Origin of the sequence: Thermosynechococcus sp. Uc, from assembly GCF_029335995.1 — a bacterium.
Taxonomy (GTDB): Bacteria; Cyanobacteriota; Cyanobacteriia; order Thermosynechococcales; family Thermosynechococcaceae; genus Thermosynechococcus.
Genome location: NZ_JARJMS020000034.1, coordinates 1 through 23049 on the forward strand (window position 1 = coordinate 1; position 23049 = coordinate 23049).

Sequence of the window (23049 nt, forward strand, 5' to 3'; positions counted from 1 at the left end):
GCCAACCCCTACCTCAAGGACTGGCAAGACTGCGATCAACGGCTACATGAACAACTGCAGCGGACATTTGAGACCATTGACTGGTTTTGTGAAGCCAAATTAATTTATCACCTGCCCCAGTGGTTGCCAGCGCAAACGGCGATTTTTGTTGCCAGTAGTATGCCCGTGCGCGATGTCGAGAGTGTTTGGCGTGCTGGCGATCGCCCCCATCGCTTTTACTTTAATCGGGGAGCCAACGGTATTGATGGCACATTATCTAGTGCCCTTGGGGTGGCCCATCGCGGTCAACCCACCCTCTTGATCACCGGCGATCTGGCCTGCTTGCACGATACCAATGGCTGGCTAATCACCCCTCAATTTCAAGGGTGTCTCACAGTGCTGCTGATCAATAATCAGGGGGGCGGCATTTTTGAGCATTTGCCCATTCGCCAGTTTGATCCCCCCTTTGAGACTTTTTTTGCCACGCCCCAGCAGGTGGATTTTCGTTGTCTTGCCGCCGCCTACGGCGTTCCCTATCACTATCTTCAGGACTGGGCAGATGTGGAGGCACAACTTCGCCACACCCCTTGGCCAAAGATACGGCTGTTGGAATTTAGGAGCGATCGCCACCGCAATGCCCAATGGCGACAGCAGGTACTTGCAGACCTCAGGGGCTGAGTTTTCATCCTTCAGTGGCTATGGCTGTGGTGGGAAAGCAACTGCTCCTCAAGGGCAGCAATCTGGTTATAGGCGGCGGTGAGCTGTGCCGTGAGCCGTTGAATTTGAATCTCTGGACTCAGGGGGCGATCGCTGCTGAGATGGCGTACCTGAGTGTAGTCATCATCCACTAAAATATCCTTGTGCTCTGGGGTACTCATCAAAGGGCGACGTTTTGCTAGGGGAGGCTCCTCAGCAGAGGTTGCGGGCAACGGCTTGAGCCGTCCTTCCTCTAAGGCCTTAGAAACCTTTTGGTTAAGTTGTTCAACAATCTGGTACAGGGCATCAATTTTGTTACTTAAAACCAGAATCTGCTTATGTAATAAATCCACAGGTCAAATCCTCTCGCGGTGGAATGCTGTAGTTGTCAACTCAACTGCCTTTGGGGAAGATAGTAGTGTGAAACATCATCAACCCTCGGCACTCAAGGTATGCCTGAAAAAGTGCGCACTTGCCCCAACCTTAGGTGACCCAGTTTCAAGAGCCTAAAGTGCTGAATTCAGCACCACCAATCAGTTGACATTGACTCTGGAAACAGGGAAAACAGGGATATGACTATAACTCCAGCCTAGAAAAAGTCATTGGTCAACGGCTACTTTTTCAAAAAGACTTAAGCCCGAGTAAATTTTTGTAAAAGCATCAAACGTTCTTGGGGAGATGCAGTGGAAATTCAGCGACTGACTCTAAAAAACTTTAAAACCCATCAGGATCGCACGTTTGAGTTTCTACCGGGGGTGAACGTCATTTGCGGGGAAAATGGGGCGGGCAAAACCAGTCTTTTTGAAGCCATTGCTTGGGTACTCTTCGATGCGACCTCTGGGTATGGCAGTGGCTTTAATAAGGCCATTATTCGCAAGGGAGCCAAGCGTGCCGAGGCGACGGTGCAGTTTATCTCAGCAGTGGATGGTCGCTCCTATGTGGTGCGGCGCAATACGCAAACTGGGTACTCAATTTACGATCCCCAAGTGGGAGACCTAGGCCTCTCCTTGCGTGAAGATGTTCAAGTATGGTTGCAAGAACACCTCGGCATCCGTAGTGCTTTTCCCCTTAGGGATCTCTTTGAGCAGATCATTGGCATTCCCCAAGGAATGATAACGGCGGATTTTCTTAAGCCACCCGCCCAGCGGCGCCAAGTCTTTGAACCCATTTTACAGGTGAGTGATTATCGCCAAGCCTTTGACAACGCCTTAGCACTTGTAAATTTCTCCCAAGAGCAGGTGGCGTCGCTGAAGCGCCAGTTGGCTTTACAGGAACAAGAATTGGCGACTCGCCCCCAGTATGAACAACAGGCAATGGCTTTGGCGGCGGAGCTAGAGCGCGATCGCCAGCAGTGCGAGGAATTACAACAAGACTGTCAGGCCTTGGCCGCCCAAAAACAGGCATACGAAGCTGCTGTTGAAACGTTGCACCGGCTGAGGCAAACCTGCGAACGCCTCGAAGCGCAACTCCGCCAGCAGGAGGAACTATGTCGGGATCGCCAGCGCCAGTTGACCGCTGCCCGCGAGAGTCAAGCCCGGTGCCGGCAACTGCAATTCGACTACGATCGCTATCGGCAGCAGGAGGCTCGCTACCAAGAACTCGACCAGCAACTGCGGGGACGAACCACCCTGGAACAAAACCTTCGCAAGCTAGAGCAGCAGTACCAAAAGCTTGCTACCCAATTAGCCACTCTTGAAAGCCAGCGCCAAGCGATCGCCACTATTGCCAGCCAACTGGCTGCCCTTGAACCCCAAATTGCCGCTGCCGATACCCTCGACGCCGAAATTGCCCCCCTTGAAGCGCGCTACCAGCAAGCCCAACAGGCAGATCAAGCACTGCGCCATCTCAAACAACAAGCAGCAACACTACAAACCCGCCTTGAGGAAATGACTCAACAGGTGCAAGCCCTAGAGCAACAGCGTCCCTTAGCCGCCACCTTGAGGGCCAAACAAGTAGAACGAGAGCGACTCCAAGCCCAACTCAGCCATGCCACCGCTGCCCATGCCTTTGCTGCCACTCTCGATCCCATTCTCAATACGGCTCAAGGCCAAGCTACGGAAACCGATGCCCTTGTTACGGCAGCCATTACAGGCCTTACGGCTGCTCAGCAATTTTCCTTGGTTGCCGCCGCTGTTCAACAGGGTCTAGGGGCACTGGAGCAGCTTCAGCAGAATTATCACTGGCTCTTGGATCAACTTGTGGCGCTGCGCCAAACCCTCACCGATCCCGAAGCCATTCCTGCCCTCACTCGCACATTGGAACAGTTAGAAACCGATATTACCCTAGCTGCCGCCGCAGAGCGATCGCTCTTGCAAGCCCAAGCCCTGGAGGAGGAACGCAGCCGTTTGGCAGCAGAGTTGAGGCAATTGGGCGATCGCCAGCAACTCCTCGAACCCCTGAGCCAAGAACTTGCCGATCTTGAACGCTCCTTGAACCAATTACGTAAAAAACGCGCCAGCCTTGGTCAACCCCATGTCCAGCGGCAACTGTTACTAGAACAGCAGGCAGCAGCCCCCCAGCTAGAGGCGGACTATGAGCGTTTGTGCAACGAACGGGCCACCCTCGAGGCTCGCCTCACCCCCCTCTATGAAGAACGCCAACACTATGCCTCCCTTGAGGAACAGCGGCAACAGCTTAGCGATGAACTCGCTCGCCTGCGCCCCAGCTATGATACCTATCTCCAACATCAACAGCAGGCCGCCCAAGTCGAGAGTTATGAAGCTGCTCTGAGAACAGCCACCGAAGCGGCCAATGAGTTGAAAGCCGCCCTTGCCAAAGCCCAAGCAGAGTACAAAGCCCAAGAGCAAGGCGTTGATTTAGCTGCTCTGGAAGCCGTTCGCGATCGCTACGAGAACTTACACCGCCACTATCAACGGCTCTTAGGTGCCCTTCCCGAAAAAGAAAAGCAGTATCAAAACTGCCTAGCAACCCTCAAGTATCTTGAGGAAGTTGCTGTTCAAAAGGAAAAGACCCTAGAGCAGCTTGTGGCTGCCCAAAAGCGCCACCACCTGATTGAGACTGCCCGCAACATTTTCAACAAAAGTGGCCCTCGCGTCAGTGAAGCCTATCTGCACACGGTTTCCGCTGAAGCCGATCGCCTATTGCGCGAACTTCTTAACCGTCCCGATGTAGCGCTTCAGTGGACATCGGACTACGAGATTCAGATGAATGAAGGGGGCTACTGGCGACCCTTCAAAAGCCTCTCTGGCGGTGAGCAAATGTGTGCTGCCCTAGCGGTGCGCCTCGCCCTGCTGCGGGTACTTGTCAACACTGACATTGCTTTTTTTGATGAGCCGACCACCAATATGGATCAGATGCGCCGCCAGCAACTGGCCGAGAGCCTCAGCAATCTCAAAAGTTTTCATCAGCTTTTTGTTATCAGTCACGATGAAACCTTTGAAGCCCTCACAGAGCACACGATCCATTTGGAGCGATCGCTCTCCTAGGCGTAAGCGGTCTGAAGGGCCCACCAAATCAGTGCCGCAATGAAGCCAAGAATCAAAACGGCAGAAATCGCGATCATCGCTGGGCTGTCGGCACCATCAAACTTCATAATGCCGCGATTAAAGTCTGTGGCCATAGGAATAAACTCCAAGCACCGTTGAATCCACAGTAACCAAATTAATTTTAGGTCGCTTTTCTTGCCGCGGGGGTAAGGATAACGACTTGTTACGATTTGTGGCACTCTCTAAAAACTTTCTTAAATGTGATCAGTATCACAGCAACCCTAGGTAAAACAGGCAAAGGTAGAAGTAAGTCCACAGCCTAGACCACTTGTGGAAGTGTCATGTTTTGTAACGCTCCTGTCTTCAGTAAAGAGAAAGGCGAGAGGTATTCAGATTTGCAAAGGAGATGATTTCTTGAGGGCTGTTGAAACACGGGGGATACATCGCATGAATAGCCTGCAACAGGAACGTCACGTCTTAATTTTGAATACCGTTGATGGACGGCGGGCGATCGCCCTGGAGGCAGCGGCCTACTCCCTTGGCCGTGATGAGAGTAACGCCATTGTTATTGATTTTGAAACAGTTTCCCGTCAGCACGCCATTCTCCTGCGGGTACCTGTCCCTGGCACCACCAGCTATCGCTATCGCCTTGTGGATGGCAATGCCAATGGCAAACCCAGCACCAATGGTACCTTTGTCAATGGCAAGCGCATCAGTAGCTACGAGTTGCAACACGGCGATGTTATTCTCTTTGGTCGTAAAGCCAAGGCGTCCTATCTCATGCTCTCGATGGCGGACACCGAGTTTAACCAATATCTGCAATCCATTGCCTTTCAAAGCATTAAATCTGATCTGCGGGGAGCCAAGGAAACCCTTGTGGGTATGGAACTCAGTGGCGAACTGCGGCGAACCCCTAACCGTGAATTGGCGGCAGCCGTAGCTACCCAATTGCACCCTGAATCCGAACCGGCAAAAGATACCCTAGGCAGTGAGAGCGACAGCGAGCCGAAGGGAAACAACAAAGAAACCATCCATGAAAAAGAAAACCAAGGCTTAAAAACCAGCCTCTTGGGTCTAGGGGCGATCGCCATTGTGGTTGTTGCCGTCATTGTTGGAGCAGTTTGGCGATCGGGGGTTTCCCCCAGTCAACCGCAGGGTGCACCACCTGCTCCTCAAACCCGCAACTAGCTCAACCCAGATCCTTGATTGTTCTAATAAATAGTTTCAAAGTATAAACAATCCCGTATAACAGTGCCTTCCCTGAGTCCCTTTGCTAAAATAAAATCAATCATGAATGCGTCCTACAACTGCTTGTGGGGTTGCGATCGCTCTTATTGCTCTTAAAGAGATGAGTTCAGTGGACAAACACACCAGCATTTTAGAAGTAAGTTTTAGGAGAACTTGAATGACAAAGCGAGATCATAGCAAAGTTTATAATGTTACACTCGTTAACGAAGCACGAGGCCTGAATAAAACCATTCGCGTTCATGCCGACGAGTATATTCTCGATGCTGCTGAAGCCCAAGGCATTGCTCTGCCCTACTCCTGCCGTGCGGGTGCTTGTGTCAACTGTGCCGGTCGCATTATCAAAGGCACTGTGGATCAGTCCGATCACTCCTTTCTAAAGCCCAAAGAATTGGATGCTGGATTTGTGCTCCTGTGTGCCGCTTATCCCACATCTGATTGTGTGATCTCAACCCACGAAGAAGATAATTTATTGAATTTGACTTAATCAATTTATTATAGTTTTAATTTGACTTGACTATCGGGTTGGCGTGAATTTGTAATTGCCTTGCCCCTTAGATGCTGAAAGTGGAAAGCTACTCAACAGTCACCGATTTGGCGAGGTTGCGGGGTTGATCTACATCTAAGCCACGGCGGGCAGCAATGTGATACGCCAACAGTTGCAGGGGCATCACCGTCAGGATGGGGGAAAGAAGCTCATCAACCTCGGGTACAGGTAAAAGGTTATCGAACGTGTGCTGGGCTTCAGCTTCATCAAGGGGGGTGACCCCAATGAGGCGGGCATCGCGGGCACGGGCTTCTTGGGCATTGGAAAGGACTTTTTCAAAGACACTGCCGGGCATGGCGATCGTTACCACCGGCACTTTAGCATCGAGGAGAGCGATCGGGCCATGTTTCATTTCACCCGCAGGATAACCCTCAGCGTGGATATAGCTAATTTCCTTGAGTTTGAGGGCACCTTCGAGGGCAATGGGAAAGTTAATCCCGCGTCCTAAAAAGATAAAATCTTGAGTTTCAGCGAAGTCGTGGGAAAGGGCTTCAATATAGCGTTCTTGGCTTTCTAGAATTTGCTCCATCTGAGCCGGCAATTGGCGCAAGCCCGTAACTAGCTCCATTAAACGGGGGCGATCGCAAGACTGGCGCCGCCAAGCCAACTCTAATGTCAGCAAATAAAACGCCATCAGTTGGGCAACAAATGTTTTTGTAGCGGCCACGCCAATTTCAATGCCCGCACGGGTATCAATAATGTGGGGAACCAGATGACCCAGACTGCTTTCCGGGCGATTGGTAATCCCCAGTAAACGGGGTTCAAAAGCGCCCTCAAGTCCTTGGCGGCGTTTTAGTTCCATCTCTAAGGCTGCAAGGGTGTCTGCGGTTTCCCCTGACTGAGTGACACCAATGGTCAGGGTATTGGGGAGCAGGGGCGGCGGTGCATAGCGAAACTCTGAGGCATACTGTACACTGGTGGGAACTTGCGCCACCTGCTCAAGCAGATATTTGCCCACAAGGCTAGCGTGCCAACTTGTTCCACAGGCAACAATTTGAACATGCTGCAGATTGTCCAAAAGACTGGCGTCTAGGTTCAACTGCACTGGGCTAAAGGGACTGTTCACCTCCCAATCGGCTCGTAAATAGTCCTCTAAACAGGTGCGCACTACCCCCGGCTGCTCATAGATTTCCTTGAGCATGTAGTGCTTAAAGCCCTGCTTTTCCACCATGACGGGGTTCCAGTTGAGGGTGCGGGGGGTTTTGCGCAGGCGATGTCCCTCAAAGTCATACACTTCAACCCCTGTGGGCGTCAGCCGAGCCAGTTCACCATTTTCCAGCGGCAAAACAGCACGGGTGTAGGGAATGATTGCTGGGGTATCCGAGGCGCAGAAGAATTCCCCTTGGCCAAAGCCAATCACAAGGGGGGCTTGTTGCCGTACCACAATCAATTCATCGGGATAATCCGCGCAGATAACGGCAATCGCGAACGCGCCTGTCAATTGATGGATGGCTTGACGCACTGCTTCTAGGAGGCCATTGGCGGTGGGGGTCTCAGGCAACGCTTCAGCGATCAGGTGGGGGATGACCTCTGTATCTGTCTCCGAGCGGAAAACATGACCTCGCCCCTGGAGTTGCTGCCGCAGTTCGCGGTAGTTCTCAATAATGCCATTTTGCACCACGGCTAGGCGATCGCGACTGTCGCGATGGGGATGGGCATTGTGTTCCTCTGGTTTACCGTGGGTTGCCCAACGGGTGTGGCCAATGCCAACATGGGCAACAATGTCCAGTTGTTCAACTTTTTCAGCCAAGTTGTGGAGTTTCCCCTTGGCGCGGACACAGAGGAGTTTCCCCTCATTGAGTGTGGCAATCCCCGCGGAATCATAGCCGCGATATTCCAGTTTTTGCAGCCCCTGAAGCAGGACTTGTGCCGCTCGCTGGGGGCCAACATAACCAACAATGCCACACATAATATTTATGAACCTCTCATTAAAGATAAACGGGAGTGCTCTAACGACGGCTGGCAAACTGCGGCAGTTCCACTTGCGACCGTTTCAGGGGAAGTCGTGAGCGGGAGGCAAAGCGTTCTTGGGTGAATTCAGCTTGCCAAGGTTGAATGCCAATGGGTTGAATTGAACGCGGATGGGAAACTGCCGGCATGGTGATCCCGTCTAAGGATTTCGGGGGGGTTCGGGAGGAAACTTGAACTTGGCGAATTGTCCTATGCCACGATTGCTCAATTTGGCGGCGAGAATTGGCGATCGCTTGCCATTGCTCATCATTCATGTTCCACTCTAACTTGTGCCACTCACTCATCACCCAACACCCACACCTTAATAAAAGATTAATTCATCGGATTTTTATGAACTAGATTATCGGATTTTTAACAAAAGGCAAGCTTTAGGCAAAAATTGTCACAGGAGTCCAAAGAGACAGCCTGCAACTCTCCTCACTTGCTGTGTTCAGCAATTACGCCTATCTGGCACTGTCCATGCGGTTTCAGTACAACTCAAGACACTTCACAAACTGGCACGTGCTTTTGCAGGAACTGGAACTCCTCTGGCAAAATTCCCCATCTGGCGTAATTCATTATCTTTTCCAGGCGGGTGCCGTAGTGCCACAATACCCTAAACGGCCTATCACTGGAGATGTACGGCGATGAACCTACGGGAACTCCTGACAGCGGCAGCGATTACGGCGAACTTTGAGCATCCTGCCCTCGATCAACAGGTGAAGTCCCTGAGTACAAATTCTTGGCAGTGTCAGCATGGCTCGTTATTTATCGGTATGCCCGGCACGCGAGTGAATGGGGGCAATTTTTGGCCGAGCGCCTTGGCAGCAGGGGCGATCGCTGCGGTGGTGTCTCCTCAAGCCAAACCCCCTGAGGGAGAGGCCTGTGTGATTGTAGTGCCCGATATTGAGCGTGCCTGCGGTCGCCTCGCGGCTGCTTTTTATAATTACCCCAGTCAACATCTCAGCCTGCTAGGGGTTACGGGTACGAACGGGAAAACAACCACTACCCACTTGGTGGAACATCTGCTCAACGGTGTGGGCTATCCAACGGCACTCTTGGGGACGCTCTACAGTCGCTGGCCAGGACACTGTGAGATTGCCAGTCACACCACGCCCTTTGCGGTGACCCTTCAGGAGCAATTGGCGGCGGCAGTGGCGGCGGGCTGTCGGTTTGGAGTTATGGAGGTGAGTTCCCACGCCTTAGCGCAGGATCGGGTGTGGGGCTGTCAGTTTGAGGTGGCGGCTTTTACCAATTTGACCCAGGATCATTTGGACTATCACCGCGATCTAGAGGACTATTTTGCGGCTAAGGCTAAGCTGTTTTCGCCAGACTACCTCAAGGGCAGAGCCATTCTCAATGCCGATGATCCCTTTGGGCGGCGCCTAGCGCAGCAATTGCCACCAGAGGGCTACTGGACCTACGGTCTCAGCGAGGATGCTGATTTTTGGGCTGAGAATCTCAACTATCGTGTCAATGGTGTAACGGGTGTCATTCACACGCCGATTGGTAGCGGCACCCTAGACGCTCCGTTGGTGGGACAGTTTAATGTGGCCAATGCCCTAGCGGCGATCGCCATGGGGGCAGCAGTGGGACTCCCCCTAGAGGCAATGTTGGCAGCCATTCGCGAATTTCCGGGCGTGCCGGGGCGGATGGAGCAGGTGCGCCTGAGTCCAGACCAAGATATAACGGTGCTGGTGGATTATGCCCATACGCCCGATAGCCTTGAGAACTTATTGCAAGCTGCCCGTCCTTTCATTCCGGGCAAGCTGATCTGTGTCTTTGGCTGTGGGGGCGATCGCGACCGTACCAAGCGTCCGCAAATGGGGGCCATTGCTGCTCGGCTTGCGGATCAAATAGTGGTCACTTCCGATAACCCGCGCACTGAAGATCCCCGCCGGATTCTCGAGGACATCCTTGCCGGTATTCCAGCGCAAACACCAATGATTGTTGAGGTCGATCGCCGCCAAGCAATTCGGCAGGCGATTCTAACTGCGGCTGGCGGCGATGGCGTGATCATTGCCGGTAAGGGGCATGAGGACTACCAAATTCTCGGCACTGAAAAAGTCCACTTCGATGATCGCGAAGAAGCCCGTACTGCCCTTGAACAGCGGCGCAAACAACAACTGAATCAAGGCTGACGTGCCACAATAGGGGATTGTTGTTCCACAGTGAGCAGATTGTGATTGAGGCAGAGGTTCACCGCCAATTACGGGCATTTTTACGCAGCAGTGGCGATCGCCGCTGGCCTCATCATCTCACTTTGGCGCGGTTGGTTGCCCGTGCTCTGCGGCTACGGCGGGGGTGCTTACTCCAGGTTACCCAGCGAGCAGTGTTGCAGCATCGCTATGGCCTGAGTTATCTGCTGCCACTGCTGTTGTATCCTGAGCCTGCCCTGCTAGTGGTGCCCCAAGAACGACTGCCACGGCTGCTGCATCAAGAAATTCCTGAACTGCTGACGTTTCTTGCAGTTACAAAACCAATTCAGCACAGCCACTGTCCGCAGCCAGCCTTTGAGGGAGTGCTGGTGATGAGTCTCGAGGACTGGTGTCGCCAAGCCACTGCCCATCCCAATATCGTCACAATCATTGATGGTATTGAAGCATTGCCCCAAATTGCCCAGCAGCAGATGACCTGCACAATCACCACCAGCGATTGGGAGCATTTGAAACTGGCCATGCCCAGTGCCCTTGGAGCCATTCGCCAAGTCTATGCTCAGTTGGCACAGCACCTGTTTCAGCGACCCGCCAACCCCTATGGAGACTACCTACTCACCCCTTCAGAGCAGCAACCCCTCCTTGAGCTGCTTAATCAATGGCCGCAGGCGCTGCCTTCCCAATGGTTGCAACTGCGGGACTACCTCAACCGCAGTGATACGGTGATTTGGGGACGCCGCCATCCGACGGTGGGCTACTTCAGTCTCCAAGGACACCCTCTCAATTTCCGCTCCTATTTTCAGGGTCTTTGGTCGCAGGCACCCTTTGTTCTCATTGGGAGTGGACCAGATACAGACTCCCCTTTGGCCTATGTGCAGCAGGAACTGGGGCTGCCCCCCCAAACGACGATTAAGTTTGCCAGCGATCGCCACAGCGAAGCCATTACGCTCTTGATTGCCGAAGACTTGCCCCTGCCCAATACTCCAGAGTTTGCCTCGGCTGTCCTGCGGCGCCTCTACGATCTCATTGGCACAATTGGCCATCAACGAGCTGTGATCCTCGCCAGTGATGTTCCCCTGCGGGAGCAGTTGGCCACGCAATTGGCTGCCCTCTACGGTTCGCGGGTACAGGTGGAGACGCCAACCCTTGACACGAACACGATTTTAGTAACGGGGGAGACCTTTTGGCTGCGGTATGGAGCGCAGTTACCCTGTCCGGCGCTATTGGTCTTAACCACACTGCCTTTGCCCTCGCCGGAAAAAGCAGTGGTGAGTGCCCGCATTGAATGGCACAAGCAACAAAAGCAGGACTGGTTTCGCCAGTATCTTTTACCGGAGTGCTTGACGGTGCTGGATCGTGCCCTTGCCCCTGTGCGTCAGGATGAAACACTGGTGGCCATTTTAGATCGACGGCTCACAGCACGCAGCTATGGTCGGGAAATCCTCCAGAGTCTCAGTCCCTACAACCGCGTTAGCGATCGCGCCCAATCAGCGCGTTGAGTTTACCACTGCGAAAACCCTCGAGATCTAGTGTGACATAGGTAAAGCCCAAGGACTGAAAGTGGCTCACCAGCTTCTCTAGGTTGGTCATCGTTACAAAGTCAACAATCTGCGCTTGGGGCACCTCAATCCGAGCGGTATCGCCATGACTGCGGACGCGGCAGAGTTCCCAACCCTGCTGGCGCAAGTAGTATTCGGCATTGCCGACCCGTTGTAGCTTGGCAAGGGTAATTTCTTCACCGTAGGGAAAGCGTGAACTCAGACAGGGTTGGGCGGGCTTATTCCACCAAGGCAACCCAAGGGATTTGGCAATTTCTCGCACCTCTAGTTTACTAATTCCCACCTCGGCAAGGGGCGATCGCACCCCCCGTTCTTTGGCTGCAGCAATGCCCGGACGATAGTCTTGGAGATCATCGGCATTCACGCCATCGAGAATATAGTCATAGCCCCATGCCTGAGCCAGTTCCCGCAGGCGATCGTGGAGTTCGCTTTTGCAAAAGTAGCAGCGATTTACAGGGTTCGTGGCGTAGTTGGGGTTCTCCAGTTCATGGGTTTCAATGAGTTCATGGCGAATGCCAATGGCCGCCGCCTGAATGCATGCATCCTCTAGATCCGCTGGAAAAAGCGAAGGGGAAACTGCCGTGACGGCCACGGCGCGATCGCCTAACACATCCTGAGCAACTTTGGCCACAAGCGTACTATCAATACCGCCAGAGTAAGCAATCAAGGCTTGATCGAGTTCGCCAATGAGATTGCGTAAAGCTGCTAGTTTGTCCACGCCCATCACCGACTCATTTTTTGAGAATTCTGCTCCTACAGTTTAGCTAATCGGCAGGAAGCCCCGCGCTCTTCCGAAGGGGAATCTTGCTGCTCAACGTACTGCTTCCACCGCTCCCCAACTGGCGATGAAGTAGAACTCATCCCAAAGCAGCGACTTCCCATAGAACTTGTTCACCCGCAGCCTGCAACTAGAAACAGCCTTTAGGTTGTGAATGAACTTGGGCAACGCCAAAACAGACCGCTGGTGGCAAGCAGCTTAAATCAGCGTAGCGGCAAGCCTCAGTTAAGGAACCGAATCGCTACCGGACGTTCACGTTCCCCCAGGGTAGTCACGATGACACTGGGATAGCAGGGCGGTCGGTTGTGAAGGTCAACCCCGCTGGTACCTATGCCGCAAGATGTGAACTCTGCATTGCTGATCAAAAAAGTGGGCTTGCATCGGCTCACGGTAAAACGCGAAGGTCGAAAGACCGGAGAAGCTTGCCGTCGGGAGTATGTCACCCTAGGGATGGGAGCAAAACGCTCAAGCGCCCATTAACCAAATGCTGTGAGTGCTCCCCCTGCTCTAAAATAAAATCACGAACTAATAACCGCTGATTGCTCGGGAGAACCTATGGGAATTTTCAATGGCATTATTGAATTTCTTAGCAATATCAACTTTGAGGTCATTGCCCAATTAACCATGATTACCATGATTGGCATTGCAGGGCCGATGATTATTTTCTTGTTGGCAGTGCGTCGGGGCAACCTGTAAGTCATTGTCTTTTTAAGGAATTAGGATGTCCCCCACGTTTGGGCAAGCCGTGCCAAATCTTTGGCTTCTAGTTGATACCAACGGCGCAGTCGTGCTAGTTCCTCGGCAATGCTTAGGGTGGGGGCAAAGTCTTCGCAGCAATAGCCCAAGTGGCGCAGGATCGCGACTAGCGTACAAGGGGCAATCCAATAGGTTTGACTCAGGGCTAACAGATTGATCTGAGTGGTTTCCCTGAGGTGATTTTGAATGGCGAGGATGAGGGGAGCTAGGGGGGCGATCGCGGGTTGTTGCTTTCCCACATAGACCACTTTGGGCTGAGCCACGGCCAATAGCCAGCGCAAATGGGTAGAAGAGGGGGGCAGTGACCAGAGAATGAGGGTTCGACAGCGATCGCGGGGGCGGTCGTAATGAATAGTTGCGCTCGTTAAATGGGGGGGGATGTTAGGACGACCATAGCCATAGAGCAAAACATTGTCCTGCAACTTCGGTAGGAGCGTGGTCAACGGCGGCAGGGGTTGCCAATGGGGAATCGGGTGACTCGGCGGATCAGGAACGTGCCACGCCAGGGAGGGTTTGACTCCCTTGAGTTCAAGTTCCAACCGGGTGTCGCCATTCCACGTGTGAGCTGTGAGGTGATAGGCAATATCCACGTTGGGGGGCAATGGGAAAAATGAACCCCAGCGCCAAGCCTTGGCAAGCATTTGCTGACCATTCTGCTCTAGGGTCAGTTTCAGATGTTCCCCCTGCTGACCCATGGGCACTTGTTCGAGAATTTTGACCCCGCGACTACAGAAAATAGGCTGGGGATTCTCACTGCCAAAGGGTTGCAGTTGCTCCACTTGAGTATAAAAGTCCCAGTTCAGTTGTTCAAAGGAGACTTCGGCATCGAGGGTAATGAGGGGACGCAGATCCTCTGGTTTGAGACAGCTTTGAGCAAAGGCGCGCAGGCGATCGCGCCAAGGAGCCAAATACTCTGCCCGTAGACTAAACCCGCCGGCGGCTTTATGACCACCATATTTCAAGAGCAGATCCTTGGTTGCTTCAAGGGCTTCAAAGACATGGAATTCAGGAATACTGCGAATTGAACCGCGAATGGTGGTCTCGTCCTCATAGGTGCCAATAAAAACCGGCACGCCGTAGCGTTCTACCAAGCGGGAAGCAACAATACCGATCACGCCGTGGTGCCAGTTGGGCTGGACAAGCACTAAAACCCATTCCTGTTGGGGATCAAAGCCTGTTGCTTCCAAGTGGGCGATCGCCTGTGCCTCAATCTCTGCACACAGCTCCTGACGACGGCGGTTAGTTTCCTCGCAAATGGCCGCTAGTTCCCGAGCACGGTCGGCATCCTCTGTTGTCAGCAACTCAATGACCACCTGCGGATCGCCAATGCGGCCCACGGCGTTGATGCGCGGTCCTAGGTGAAACCCCACCGCTGCTGGTGTGAGGGAAGTGTTTTCTGCGGGTAAACACCCCGCCATTTGCATCAGGGCTTGGATGCCCACAAGGGGCGAGGTGGGAATGGTTTGCAACCCCTGCTTCACCCAGCGGCGGTTCACGCCGGTCAAAGGCGCTAGGTCGGCAATTGTTCCCAGAGTGCACAGCTCCCGCAACGGTCGCACTAGTTCTCGCCATTGCCCCAATTGCTGAGCAAGGGACAAAGCCAAAATATAGGCCATCCCTACCCCCGCAAGGGTATGGTAAGGGGAGGTGGGAGGAACAAGTTTTGGATTGAGAATGGCGTGGGCAGGAGGGAGTTGCGGTGGCACGTCGTGGTGGTCGGTTACAATCACCGTCAGTCCCAGTTCCCGTGCTTTGAGAATGGGTTGGAAAGCAGCAATGCCATTGTCCACTGTAAGAATGAGTTTGACGCCGCGCTCATAGTGCTCCTGCACAATGCGCTCATTGAGACCATAGCCTTCGTGCATGCGGGAGGGAATTTCGTAGTCAATGTCAGCTCCGAGGTGGCGCAGGGCACGCAATAGGAGCGCCGTGCTGGTCATACCATCGGCATCATAGTCGCCACAGATCATCATCTTTTCCCCGCGGACAATAGCCTGTTGTAGTAGCGTCACCGCTCGGTCTAAATCAGCAAAGACCGTATTTGGGGGAGGAAGCTTCAGCGTTTCTGGCTCTAAAAATTCCTGAACCGCCGCAGGGGTGGTTAAACCACGCCGCAGATAAATTTCCGCAAGGGAAGCATCGCAGCCCAGCGCCTGCCTTAGAGCCTCACAACCGTTTGGATCAATAGAGGGAAGAAACCAACGTTGATTGGAGATAGCATCCATAACACGGTGGAGTAAGTTATTGGAACGAGCACAGCCTGCGCTCCAAATGGTTGAAGATTGTGTGTTTGCATCTGAAGCCAGGCGAGTCGGGGAAACATATTACTAGTCTGCCGTCGTTACTTTCCCGTGTCGTTTGAGGATATCCCCAATTTCTTCAGGTTGTTGTGCAACCGCCCACTGCCAAGTGCCAAATCCACCATGTCCATTGACTGCACGGCACTATTTGTCAAGGTAAGTGTGTTTCGTTCGACTCTGTTCGTTCTCCTGACCTTTAATCTCAATAATCAAATAATACAGAAGTGTTGAATGATAGATTGAGAGACTAGAAACAAGGGAAGAAGTGGGTATTCTTTCCTTGGAAAATAGAAAAGTAACCAAATTATCATGGCATCCTTTGAAAAAATTGTCAAGTCTATCCTTAGGCAAGTGGAGATATTTGCAACTAGAACTCCGTCGGCGATGTTCAATAGTGCATTGGAGCGTTGATTGGCAGCCAGAGCTACTGGTGGCCTCTCGCATCCGCTCGACGCAGGCTTAAAGTGTTAAGCTTTGTTACAAGATTTAACACTTCTGGGTATTTACCGTAATTGAGGTGTGAGCATAGGGAGCTGAAAAATGTAGGCAAAGGTTTCAAAGTCACACTAGAAAGTGAGAGCAGGGATAGCGAGGAAAAGATTTGTCTCCTTTGGGACAGTATCTAGCCCCCCTCTAGTACGACTTCTTGACAAAGTCTTTGTTTCCAAGAAAGGATCACACCCCGTTAAGCAGAGTTGTTGGCTTACTACTACTTGGTCATGAAGCACTTTTTCCAGTGTTCTGTCTGTCAAAAGGAGGTTACCCTGCCAGGGGTTGTAAAAAGCGCTGTAGGATAAAAAAATGCACAACTATGGAAAGTTTCAAGCCTATGCTGCATCCGCGTTTAGCTGCTGCTTTTGAACAGCGTTCTGCTCTCAAGATTATTAGTGGTCTCAACAATTTTGATCGCGATCGCGTGCGGGCAGTGGTGACCGCTGCCGATCAAGGGGGCGCCACCTTTGTGGATATTGCGGCTGACCCTGAACTGGTGCGCCTTACAAAAGAACTGACAAGGTTGCCAGTCTGCGTCTCTGCGGTGGAGCCACTCCAACTGCTGAATGCTGTTGCCGCTGGCGCCGATCTTGTCGAAATTGGGAACTACGATAGCTTCTATGCCCAAGGGCGGCTGTTTAGCGCCGAGGAAGTGCTGGCGTTAACGCGCCAAACTCGCGAGTTACTGCCCCAGATCATGCTGTCGGTGACTGTGCCCCACACACTGCCTTTAGATCAACAGGTTGCCCTTGCTGAGGCCTTGGTAACCGCCGGCGCCGATGTTATTCAAACTGAGGGGGGCACCAGTAGCCAACCCCGCCACAGTGGCACGTTGGGTCTGATTGAAAAAGCTGCTCCCACATTGGCGGCCGCCTATGAAATTTCCCGCGCTGTTTCTGTGCCCGTGCTTTGTGCTTCCGGTCTTTCGGCAGTGACGATTCCGCTGGCGATCGCCGCTGGGGCTGCGGGTGTGGGGGTTGGTTCAGCTGTTAACCAACTGAATAGTGAAGTGGCCATGGTGGCCAGTGTACGTGCCCTTGCTGCAGCGGTTAAAGGTGCCATTGCCGTCCGCTGCTAAACCTGTGGCGAAGTGCTCCCGATTGGCTGTGGCCTGTGCCAACCGTCTCTTTGAGAGTGCCCACGATCGGGAGTGTTTTTTAGAAGCTCTCACCATTCCCCCGGCCTATGCTGCCACGGTGCTTTGGTGCAGAGAGCCAACTTCCTCCTTACCCTTTGAGCCATTGCCGCCACTTCCCTGGCAACCCCCTTGGGTCAGTCGCTTTGCACCCGGCAGCCGCACGGGTCAACACCCACTCCATGAGGCAGGTGCCTACTACTGTTTGGATAGCTCCTCGGTATTTGCGGCCGTGCCGTTGTTGACGCTGCCCCAGGAGCCATCATTGGTGATTGATGTGTGCGCAGCGCCCGGTGGGAAGAGCTTGTTTGCTTGGCGATCGCTCCACCCCCACTATCTGCTGTGCAACGAAACCATTGGCAAACGGGTAGGGATGCTCATTGGTAATCTCAAGCGCTGTCGAGTGCATCCTGTGGGCGTCACCTCTTGGGATACTGAAGTACTGGCTGCTGAGTTTCAAGGCACTGCCGATGTCGTGATCGTAGATGCCCCCTGCTCTGGTCAATCCCTGCTTGCTAAGGGACAAAAAGCCGATGGCTGTTTCCATCCAGTGACGATTCGCCACAACCAACGGCGGCAAAAACGGATTCTGGCGGCAGCAACCACCCTTGTGCGGCCGGGGGGATGGCTGCTCTATAGCACCTGCACGTTTAGTCAGGATGAAAATGAGGGGGTGGCCACTTGGCTCATGGCCACGTTTCCACACCTGATTCCTCAAAAGGTGCCAGTGTTAGCCCCCTACCAATCCCATCTGGCGGCGTTTCCCTGCTATCGTCTTTGGCCACAGCAGGGGGAAGGGGCGGGCGCCTTTACCGTTCTCTGGCAGCATCAAGGGTTGGGGGAGTCAAGACCCATTCCCGATCTGGGCAATCGCTGGCGCTGGCGCTCCACTTCCCAGCCGAGGTAGGTGACGGCAGTGAGGGCATCCTTCTGAAGCCATTGCCCCAGAATGCGACTACTGGGGATCGCCTCCCGCCCCATCAGGGTTGCCCCAAGAAGCTGGCCGCGGCCACCGATCACCACTTGACCAAGGCTTTGGCCGGCGGGGCTAAAATGCAGAATATCCCAGAGGTGAAGGGGTTCTCGAAAGCGGCGCTGGGCTTGGCGGGCATTCCACCCCACACGGGCAAGGGGCACAGGGAGGGCGATCCACCACGGTTGGCGATAGTAATCTAGGGGCAGGGATTTGCGCTGCAAAATGTTGTGGGCAATGGTAAAAGCTTCAAATTGCGTCAAGGAAGGCAAGTTGTATCCCCGCTGCCAACCGCCACAGGCATAGATTTGGGGATGGCTCGTGCGGCCTTGCCCATTGAGTCGCAACCAACCTTGGGCATCCCGCTGAAGAGGTTGTAAGTTCAAAGGGGTCGGATCGGGCGGTTTACGCCTTCCTAGTGGGGGAACCCCTACACCTAGGCTACTCAGGGCAGCGTGCAGGCGATCGTTGAACCACGCATCTTCTGTTGTCACAAGCGGCAAACCCTGTCCATTGGGATCAGGGGGCTGACCAGACCAGTGGTGCCAACAGACCCGCTCAATTCTACTGAGGGCATCCATATGCTGACTCTCCAGTTCAGCAGGGGTATCCAGAAGTAAATAGCCCCGTGCGTACAGGCGATCGCCCCCCAGTTGAAAATGACAGCGCGGCTGCCAGACAAATTGACCTGTGCCTGTAATGACATCTACCCCCGCTAGGTTCAAAACCCTAGGGGCATAGCGTCGTTGTCCATAGCTGAGATGGGTTTGAAAATTCTGCCAATGCTGCGCATCCAACCTCAGGGGCGGAAACTGTGAGAGCCACCAGCGTTGCCACTGCCATTGCCACTGCCCATCGGCGGCTGGGATGACTAAGCCAATCCGCCCCAATGCCGCACAGCGATAGGCAAGATCCAACGCCAAGGGACTTGCCGCCACTATCAGCAGATCATACTCGAAGCGCATAGGAAATTAAGATAGAAACGACGACGCTGGCAGTCCCTATGAAGCCCATCTGCCCGTTGAACGTTCGCCTCCATTTGCCACAATCGTTGGAACCCCTGCGGGAACTGGCTCACAATCTCTACTGGACGTGGAACACAGAGGCGATCGCCCTCTTTCAGCGGCTCGATCCAGACCTGTGGGAGCAAACAAACCACACTCCGGTTGCCCTGTTGAGCCGCATTCGCCAAGATCGTCTCCTGGAGGCGGCTACCGACAATGGCTTTTTGGCATAGATGGAACGGGTCAGGCGTCAAGTTCAAGAATATGCCCAGCCCGTGCAGAGGTGGTATCAACCCCAGTAATGATTTTTATACCCTGCCCCTGAAACTGATCACGACTCCCCAAGGTCAAGAACTCCGCATTCGCGCCGCATATTGCAAGAGAAAGACTGTAAAGACCCATAAACCTGATAATTGCGTCTTCTGACCCATTGCTGGAGAAACTGAAGTAGGGCTAAACTGCGTTCTATACAATCAATAATTGTCGGACTAGCAGTCCTATTGGGCGGAGCGATCGCTATCGTTACTGCGATACCACAAAAACAAGTCGCCACACCCCAGAATCCGACCATGGCCACCACCGGGCTGCGCCAAGTCAGGATCACAGCAGCGGTGTGCCGACCACCCACGCTGAACTGGTCAATTCCCCCACCCCTATTCCTCAACAACCAACCACATTCACACTGGGAATTCGCACCCATACTGGCGAAGCAGTGACGCAGTTTCAGCGTTTCCAAGAGGAGCTGATGCACCTGATCATTGTCAGTGAGGATTTTCAAGTATTTCAACACCTCCATCCCCGCTATCTAGGTGAAGGTCAATTTCAGGTCACAACCACATTGCCCCAAGGAGGCCGCTACACCCTCATTGCCGATTACAAACCTGCTGGTGCTAAAGAAACAGTGGCGATGCTTCCGGTTGCGGTTCAAGGGACGCCGCCCGCAGCTCCTGCCCCAATTGCCCAAACCACTCAAGTGATTGACACAACAGCAGTTGAACTAAAACTGCCTCAGCCTCTCAAAGCTGGATTGCCAGTAGCAGTTGCTTTTCGCTTACGGGATGCCAGCACCCAACAACCTCTTCCAGATTTACGCCCCTACCTTGGGGAAGCAGGACATCTGGTGATTTTGCGGGCCACGACTCCCCTCAAACCCTCTGATTATCTCCATGCCCATGCCTTGGATCGCCAGCCTAAGGAGACCATTGTTTTATGACCCAATTTCCCAGCCCCGGACGCTATAGGCTCTGGGGACAGTTCCGGCGGGGAGAAGAAATTGTCACTGCTCCCTTTTGGGTAACGGTAAATTAGAACTTAGCCAATTAACATCAACTGTTGCCATTGGGCACCGGTTGGATCAGACCCTATGCGATCGCCCCCCCCTAAAACAATTGTTGATCTCCCCACTGTCACCCTCACCCTTGAAAGTCAGGGAGAAACGCTGACATACGCCCTAACACAGCCAGAGCATCGTTTGGGACGAGATCACCAGTGGGCAGATTTAGTGGTGCCCGATGATCCGCTTTGGGCAGTGATTTCCGGCCGCCATGCCGTGTTTAAGCAACAGGGGACAACCTACTACCTCTGGGATGGGGATGGCTATCAACGCCGCAGTACCAATGGCACGTTCTACAATCACTGTCGTATCGGCATTGAAGAGGGTTTTGCCCTTGGGGAAACGCTGCGCCTAGAAATTGGTCAAGACCCGAAAAACAAAGTACAGCTGTTGGTGCAAATCCAGTTCTCGGGAACGGCAAGTTCACCCCCCTTACCCCAGCAGCGCCGCCTTGTCCTCAAAACCCTCAAGGAGTGGCCACTCACATTGGGGCGCGCAGCTAGCAACAGCTATCAGCATTGGCAACTGGATGCCCCAACGGTGTCTCTGCGCCACGCCAGCATCGATCACACCCATGCAGGTCTCTATGTTTTACGGGATTTGGGTAGCAGCAACGGTACCTATGTCAACGATCGACTGGTAAAAGCCCCCTACACCCTTCGCAACGGCGATCAAATTCGCATTGGACCTTTTGTGCTGCTCTACCGCCACGAGACTCTAGAAATCACAGATCAGGGCAGTCACATTCGCATTGATGCCTGGGGATTGCAACGACGGGTAAAAACGCCAGCGGGCGATCGCCCCCTTTTACAAGATGTTTCCTTTGTGGCGGAGCCAAAGCAGCTTGTGGGTGTGGTTGGAGGCAGTGGCACGGGGAAATCCACGCTCTTAAAGGTGTTGATGGGACTAGATCCCCTTCAGGAAGGACAGGTGCTGCTCAATGGTCTCAATCTGCATCGCAATCTTGCCACCTACCGCCACCAGATTGGTTATGTACCTCAAGAGGATATTGTCCATGCCCGCCTTACGGTGGCTGAAGTTCTAAACTACGCGGCGCAGCTGCGCTTACCAGCGGATACCGATGCCCAAAACCGCAGGGCAGCAATTCAGCGAGTGCTTGAACAGGTGCAGTTAACGGGTACTGAACATCAACGGGTCGCCAGCCTCGGTGGCGGTGAGCGCAAGCGGCTGAGTATTGCCGTTGAGCTATTGGCAAATCCCAAGCTTTTTCTCCTTGATGAGCCCACCTCTGGTCTAGATCCGGGCTTGGACTTTTTGCTGATGCAGTTGCTGCGGCAATTGGCGGATCAAGAACGCACAATTATTTTGGTGACCCATGCCACCAGTCATGTGAATCTGTGCGATCGCGTGCTGGTTCTGGGTGCTGGCGGCCGCCTTTGTTATTTTGGTCCAGCCAATGAGGCTTGTCACTTCTTTAGTCCAACGGGCGATCGCCCCTTGAATTCGGTCGCTGAAATCTATGCCCTTTTGACCCCCGCCAATAGTGCCGAGTGGAGTCAAAAATTTCGCCAATCCGCCGATTATCAACGCTACCTTGTCGGTCACCTCAGCATGGGGTGCCCCTCTGAGAGCACCGGTGTTCTTGGGTCTGAGAGCCGCCCTAGGGTGGAATCGCCGCTGCAGCGACCCGCTCCACCTCACTTCTATCAATGGCGGGTATTGTGTCAACGGCAGTGGCAGCTCCTGTGGCGCGATCGCCTAAACCTAGTCCTCAACTTAATCAGCGTCCCTATTGCTCTGCTGCTCACCCGCTTTGCCCTCGATCGCTCCCCCTTTGTGCCCCAAGAACCCCCCAGCCTGCTGCAAGCTGCTCAAACCCTGCGCATTCTCTTTGTCTTTACCTGTGCCTGTCTTTGGGTAGGACTCTCCGGCTGGGCGCAAGCCTTGATTACAGAGGTGGCCATCTACCGCCGCGAACGCCTTGCCAATCTCAGTCTTTGGGCCTACATGGCAGCCAAACTTACCCTTGGGAAAGGGATGGCGTTGGCACAAACCCTGCTCATTACCCTAGTGGCAGTCTTGGCCTTTGGTCTGCCGAAGGGGGCTCTCCTCCCTTGGCCGCTGGGGTTTGGGGTCACCACCTTCCTGACACTTGTGGCTAGTCTCTGTTTGGGACTGTTCCTCTCGGCGGCGGTGACGAATTCTGATCAGGCCAGCAAAATTTTGCCGCCCCTGCTCTTGCCCCAAATTATTTTTGCCGGCGTCCTCTTTAAGCTCACGGGAGTAACGACTGCCCTCTCTTGGCTGACCATTGGCCGTTGGACGATGGGTGCCTATGGGGCTTTGATGGACGTGAATGGCATGGTACCGCCGCCCCTTGATTTCGGCCTCTTTGAACCACCCCCCCAGCCTTTTGATCCCACCCCTGTCTATGCTCCCACTTGGGGTAACCTTTTACTAAATTGGGGAATGTTGATTCTCCACAGCGGGATTTACCTAGGCATGGCCACGTTTTGGCAACGGCGCAAAGGCTAAGGCCATCCCTATATTTACCTATTGCGATCGCCCGAGTACTGGAGGAAGATTAAAAGATTGAGCCAAAAAGCCAAGATTTTTCCCGCCTAAGAAAATCAATAGAGACCGCTGCCGCAGCTATGGAGACGGATGTTGTTTCCCTGTACGGGCGCGACTACATTCCCATTGTCGCCCCCCCCTTGCCTGCCACCAAGATTCAAACCC

Annotated in this window: 19 protein-coding genes; 12 read left to right on the plus strand and 7 right to left on the minus strand. The window is 53.6% G+C overall.

Annotated features, from left to right (window positions below; genetic code table 11):
• A partial coding sequence (locus P3X23_RS03710) for a thiamine pyrophosphate-binding protein (RefSeq protein WP_300873266.1) occupies positions 1 to 657 on the plus strand: 657 nt, incomplete at its 5' end.
• An 11-nt stretch (positions 658 to 668) separates the two neighbouring features.
• On the opposite strand, the gene P3X23_RS03715 is transcribed toward P3X23_RS03710, so the two are convergent.
• Positions 669 to 1028, minus strand: a complete 360-nt coding sequence (locus tag P3X23_RS03715) for a hypothetical protein (protein WP_300873268.1) — start codon at positions 1026 to 1028, stop codon at positions 669 to 671.
• A 330-nt stretch (positions 1029 to 1358) separates the two neighbouring features.
• Between P3X23_RS03715 and P3X23_RS03720 the strand changes: the two genes are divergently transcribed.
• Positions 1359 to 4121, plus strand: coding sequence for an SMC family ATPase (locus P3X23_RS03720; RefSeq protein ID WP_300873270.1), 2763 nt, complete (start codon positions 1359 to 1361; stop codon positions 4119 to 4121).
• On the opposite strand, the gene P3X23_RS11935 is transcribed toward P3X23_RS03720, so the two are convergent.
• Positions 4118 to 4360, minus strand: a complete 243-nt coding sequence (locus tag P3X23_RS11935) for a hypothetical protein (RefSeq protein WP_367186507.1) — start codon at positions 4358 to 4360, stop codon at positions 4118 to 4120. The genes P3X23_RS03720 and P3X23_RS11935 overlap by 4 nt on opposite strands.
• Before the next feature lie 175 nt (positions 4361 to 4535).
• Between P3X23_RS11935 and P3X23_RS03730 the strand changes: the two genes are divergently transcribed.
• Together P3X23_RS03730 and P3X23_RS03735 are read left to right on the plus strand one after the other, a co-directional pair.
• On the plus strand, positions 4536 to 5309 hold the full coding sequence (locus tag P3X23_RS03730; RefSeq protein WP_300873271.1) for an FHA domain-containing protein: 774 nt from the start codon (positions 4536 to 4538) through the stop codon (positions 5307 to 5309).
• Between the two features lie 217 nt (positions 5310 to 5526).
• Positions 5527 to 5853, plus strand: coding sequence for a 2Fe-2S iron-sulfur cluster-binding protein (locus P3X23_RS03735; protein ID WP_300873273.1), 327 nt, complete (start codon positions 5527 to 5529; stop codon positions 5851 to 5853).
• Positions 5854 to 5941: 88 nt separating this feature from the next.
• Here P3X23_RS03735 and glmS read toward each other — a convergent pair whose 3' ends face one another.
• A complete protein-coding gene (gene glmS / locus P3X23_RS03740; RefSeq protein ID WP_300873275.1) occupies positions 5942 to 7822 on the minus strand; it encodes a glutamine--fructose-6-phosphate transaminase (isomerizing) in 1881 nt (626 codons plus the stop codon).
• A gap of 40 nt (positions 7823 to 7862) precedes the next feature.
• Positions 7863 to 8168, minus strand: coding sequence for a hypothetical protein (locus P3X23_RS03745; RefSeq protein WP_300873277.1), 306 nt, complete (start codon positions 8166 to 8168; stop codon positions 7863 to 7865).
• A gap of 342 nt (positions 8169 to 8510) precedes the next feature.
• Between P3X23_RS03745 and P3X23_RS03750 the strand changes: the two genes are divergently transcribed.
• Both P3X23_RS03750 and P3X23_RS03755 read left to right on the plus strand, forming a co-directional pair.
• On the plus strand, positions 8511 to 10004 hold the full coding sequence (locus tag P3X23_RS03750) for a UDP-N-acetylmuramoyl-L-alanyl-D-glutamate--2,6-diaminopimelate ligase (RefSeq protein WP_300873279.1): 1494 nt from the start codon (positions 8511 to 8513) through the stop codon (positions 10002 to 10004).
• Between the two features lie 41 nt (positions 10005 to 10045).
• Positions 10046 to 11518, plus strand: coding sequence for a helicase C-terminal domain-containing protein (locus tag P3X23_RS03755; protein ID WP_300873280.1), 1473 nt, complete (start codon positions 10046 to 10048; stop codon positions 11516 to 11518).
• On the opposite strand, the gene larE is transcribed toward P3X23_RS03755, so the two are convergent.
• On the minus strand, positions 11490 to 12302 hold the full coding sequence (gene larE / locus P3X23_RS03760; protein ID WP_300873282.1) for an ATP-dependent sacrificial sulfur transferase LarE: 813 nt from the start codon (positions 12300 to 12302) through the stop codon (positions 11490 to 11492). The two genes, P3X23_RS03755 and larE, sit on opposite strands and share 29 nt — an antisense overlap.
• Before the next feature lie 609 nt (positions 12303 to 12911).
• Between larE and P3X23_RS03765 the strand changes: the two genes are divergently transcribed.
• Positions 12912 to 13052 carry a photosystem II reaction center protein Ycf12 gene (locus P3X23_RS03765; RefSeq protein WP_300873284.1) on the plus strand — a complete coding sequence of 47 codons (141 nt, stop codon included), beginning with the start codon at positions 12912 to 12914 and terminating at the stop codon, positions 13050 to 13052.
• Positions 13053 to 13072: 20 nt separating this feature from the next.
• Here the strand turns inward: P3X23_RS03765 and recJ are convergent, their stop codons facing one another.
• Positions 13073 to 15337 carry a single-stranded-DNA-specific exonuclease RecJ gene (recJ, locus tag P3X23_RS03770; RefSeq protein ID WP_300873286.1) on the minus strand — a complete coding sequence of 755 codons (2265 nt, stop codon included), beginning with the start codon at positions 15335 to 15337 and terminating at the stop codon, positions 13073 to 13075.
• 904 nt (positions 15338 to 16241) lie between these two features.
• Between recJ and P3X23_RS03775 the strand changes: the two genes are divergently transcribed.
• Entirely contained in the window at positions 16242 to 16982 is a 741-nt protein-coding gene (locus P3X23_RS03775; RefSeq protein ID WP_300873288.1) for a DUF561 domain-containing protein, read from the plus strand.
• Positions 16960 to 17946, plus strand: coding sequence for an RsmB/NOP family class I SAM-dependent RNA methyltransferase (locus P3X23_RS03780; RefSeq protein WP_300873290.1), 987 nt, complete (start codon positions 16960 to 16962; stop codon positions 17944 to 17946). The genes P3X23_RS03775 and P3X23_RS03780 overlap by 23 nt, the downstream gene beginning before the upstream one ends.
• On the opposite strand, the gene P3X23_RS03785 is transcribed toward P3X23_RS03780, so the two are convergent.
• Entirely contained in the window at positions 17868 to 18977 is a 1110-nt protein-coding gene (locus tag P3X23_RS03785) for a hypothetical protein (RefSeq protein ID WP_300873292.1), read from the minus strand. The genes P3X23_RS03780 and P3X23_RS03785 overlap by 79 nt on opposite strands.
• 38 nt (positions 18978 to 19015) lie before the next feature.
• Between P3X23_RS03785 and P3X23_RS03790 the strand changes: the two genes are divergently transcribed.
• The 3 genes from P3X23_RS03790 (at position 19016) to P3X23_RS03800 (ending at position 22845) form a co-directional block, all read left to right on the plus strand.
• Positions 19016 to 19249 (plus strand): DUF3417 domain-containing protein, encoded by a 234-nt coding sequence (locus tag P3X23_RS03790; protein WP_300873294.1) that lies wholly within the window; start codon positions 19016 to 19018, stop codon positions 19247 to 19249.
• A gap of 380 nt (positions 19250 to 19629) precedes the next feature.
• Positions 19630 to 20229: a hypothetical protein gene (locus P3X23_RS03795; RefSeq protein ID WP_300873296.1), complete on the plus strand. Its 600-nt coding sequence runs from the start codon at positions 19630 to 19632 to the stop codon at positions 20227 to 20229.
• Positions 20230 to 20379: 150 nt separating this feature from the next.
• A complete protein-coding gene (locus P3X23_RS03800; RefSeq protein ID WP_300873298.1) occupies positions 20380 to 22845 on the plus strand; it encodes an ATP-binding cassette domain-containing protein in 2466 nt (821 codons plus the stop codon).
• Positions 22846 to 23049: the final 204 nt, after the last annotated feature.

Excerpts from the sequence above, each read along its gene's own strand:
- P3X23_RS03765 (WP_300873284.1), top strand. The coding sequence starts at position 12,912 with ATGGGAATTTTCAATGGCATTATTGAATTTCTTAGCAATATCAACTTT.
- glmS (WP_300873275.1), bottom strand. The coding sequence starts at position 7,822 with ATGTGTGGCATTGTTGGTTATGTTGGCCCCCAGCGAGCGGCACAAGTC.
- P3X23_RS03735 (WP_300873273.1), top strand. The coding sequence starts at position 5,527 with ATGACAAAGCGAGATCATAGCAAAGTTTATAATGTTACACTCGTTAAC.
- P3X23_RS03800 (WP_300873298.1), top strand. The coding sequence starts at position 20,380 with ATGCGATCGCCCCCCCCTAAAACAATTGTTGATCTCCCCACTGTCACC.
- P3X23_RS03790 (WP_300873294.1), top strand. The coding sequence starts at position 19,016 with ATGAAGCCCATCTGCCCGTTGAACGTTCGCCTCCATTTGCCACAATCG.
- P3X23_RS03750 (WP_300873279.1), top strand. The coding sequence starts at position 8,511 with ATGAACCTACGGGAACTCCTGACAGCGGCAGCGATTACGGCGAACTTT.
- P3X23_RS03775 (WP_300873288.1), top strand. The coding sequence starts at position 16,242 with ATGCTGCATCCGCGTTTAGCTGCTGCTTTTGAACAGCGTTCTGCTCTC.
- P3X23_RS03785 (WP_300873292.1), bottom strand. The coding sequence starts at position 18,977 with ATGCGCTTCGAGTATGATCTGCTGATAGTGGCGGCAAGTCCCTTGGCG.
- larE (WP_300873282.1), bottom strand. The coding sequence starts at position 12,302 with ATGGGCGTGGACAAACTAGCAGCTTTACGCAATCTCATTGGCGAACTC.
- recJ (WP_300873286.1), bottom strand. The coding sequence starts at position 15,337 with ATGGATGCTATCTCCAATCAACGTTGGTTTCTTCCCTCTATTGATCCA.
- P3X23_RS03745 (WP_300873277.1), bottom strand. The coding sequence starts at position 8,168 with ATGAGTGAGTGGCACAAGTTAGAGTGGAACATGAATGATGAGCAATGG.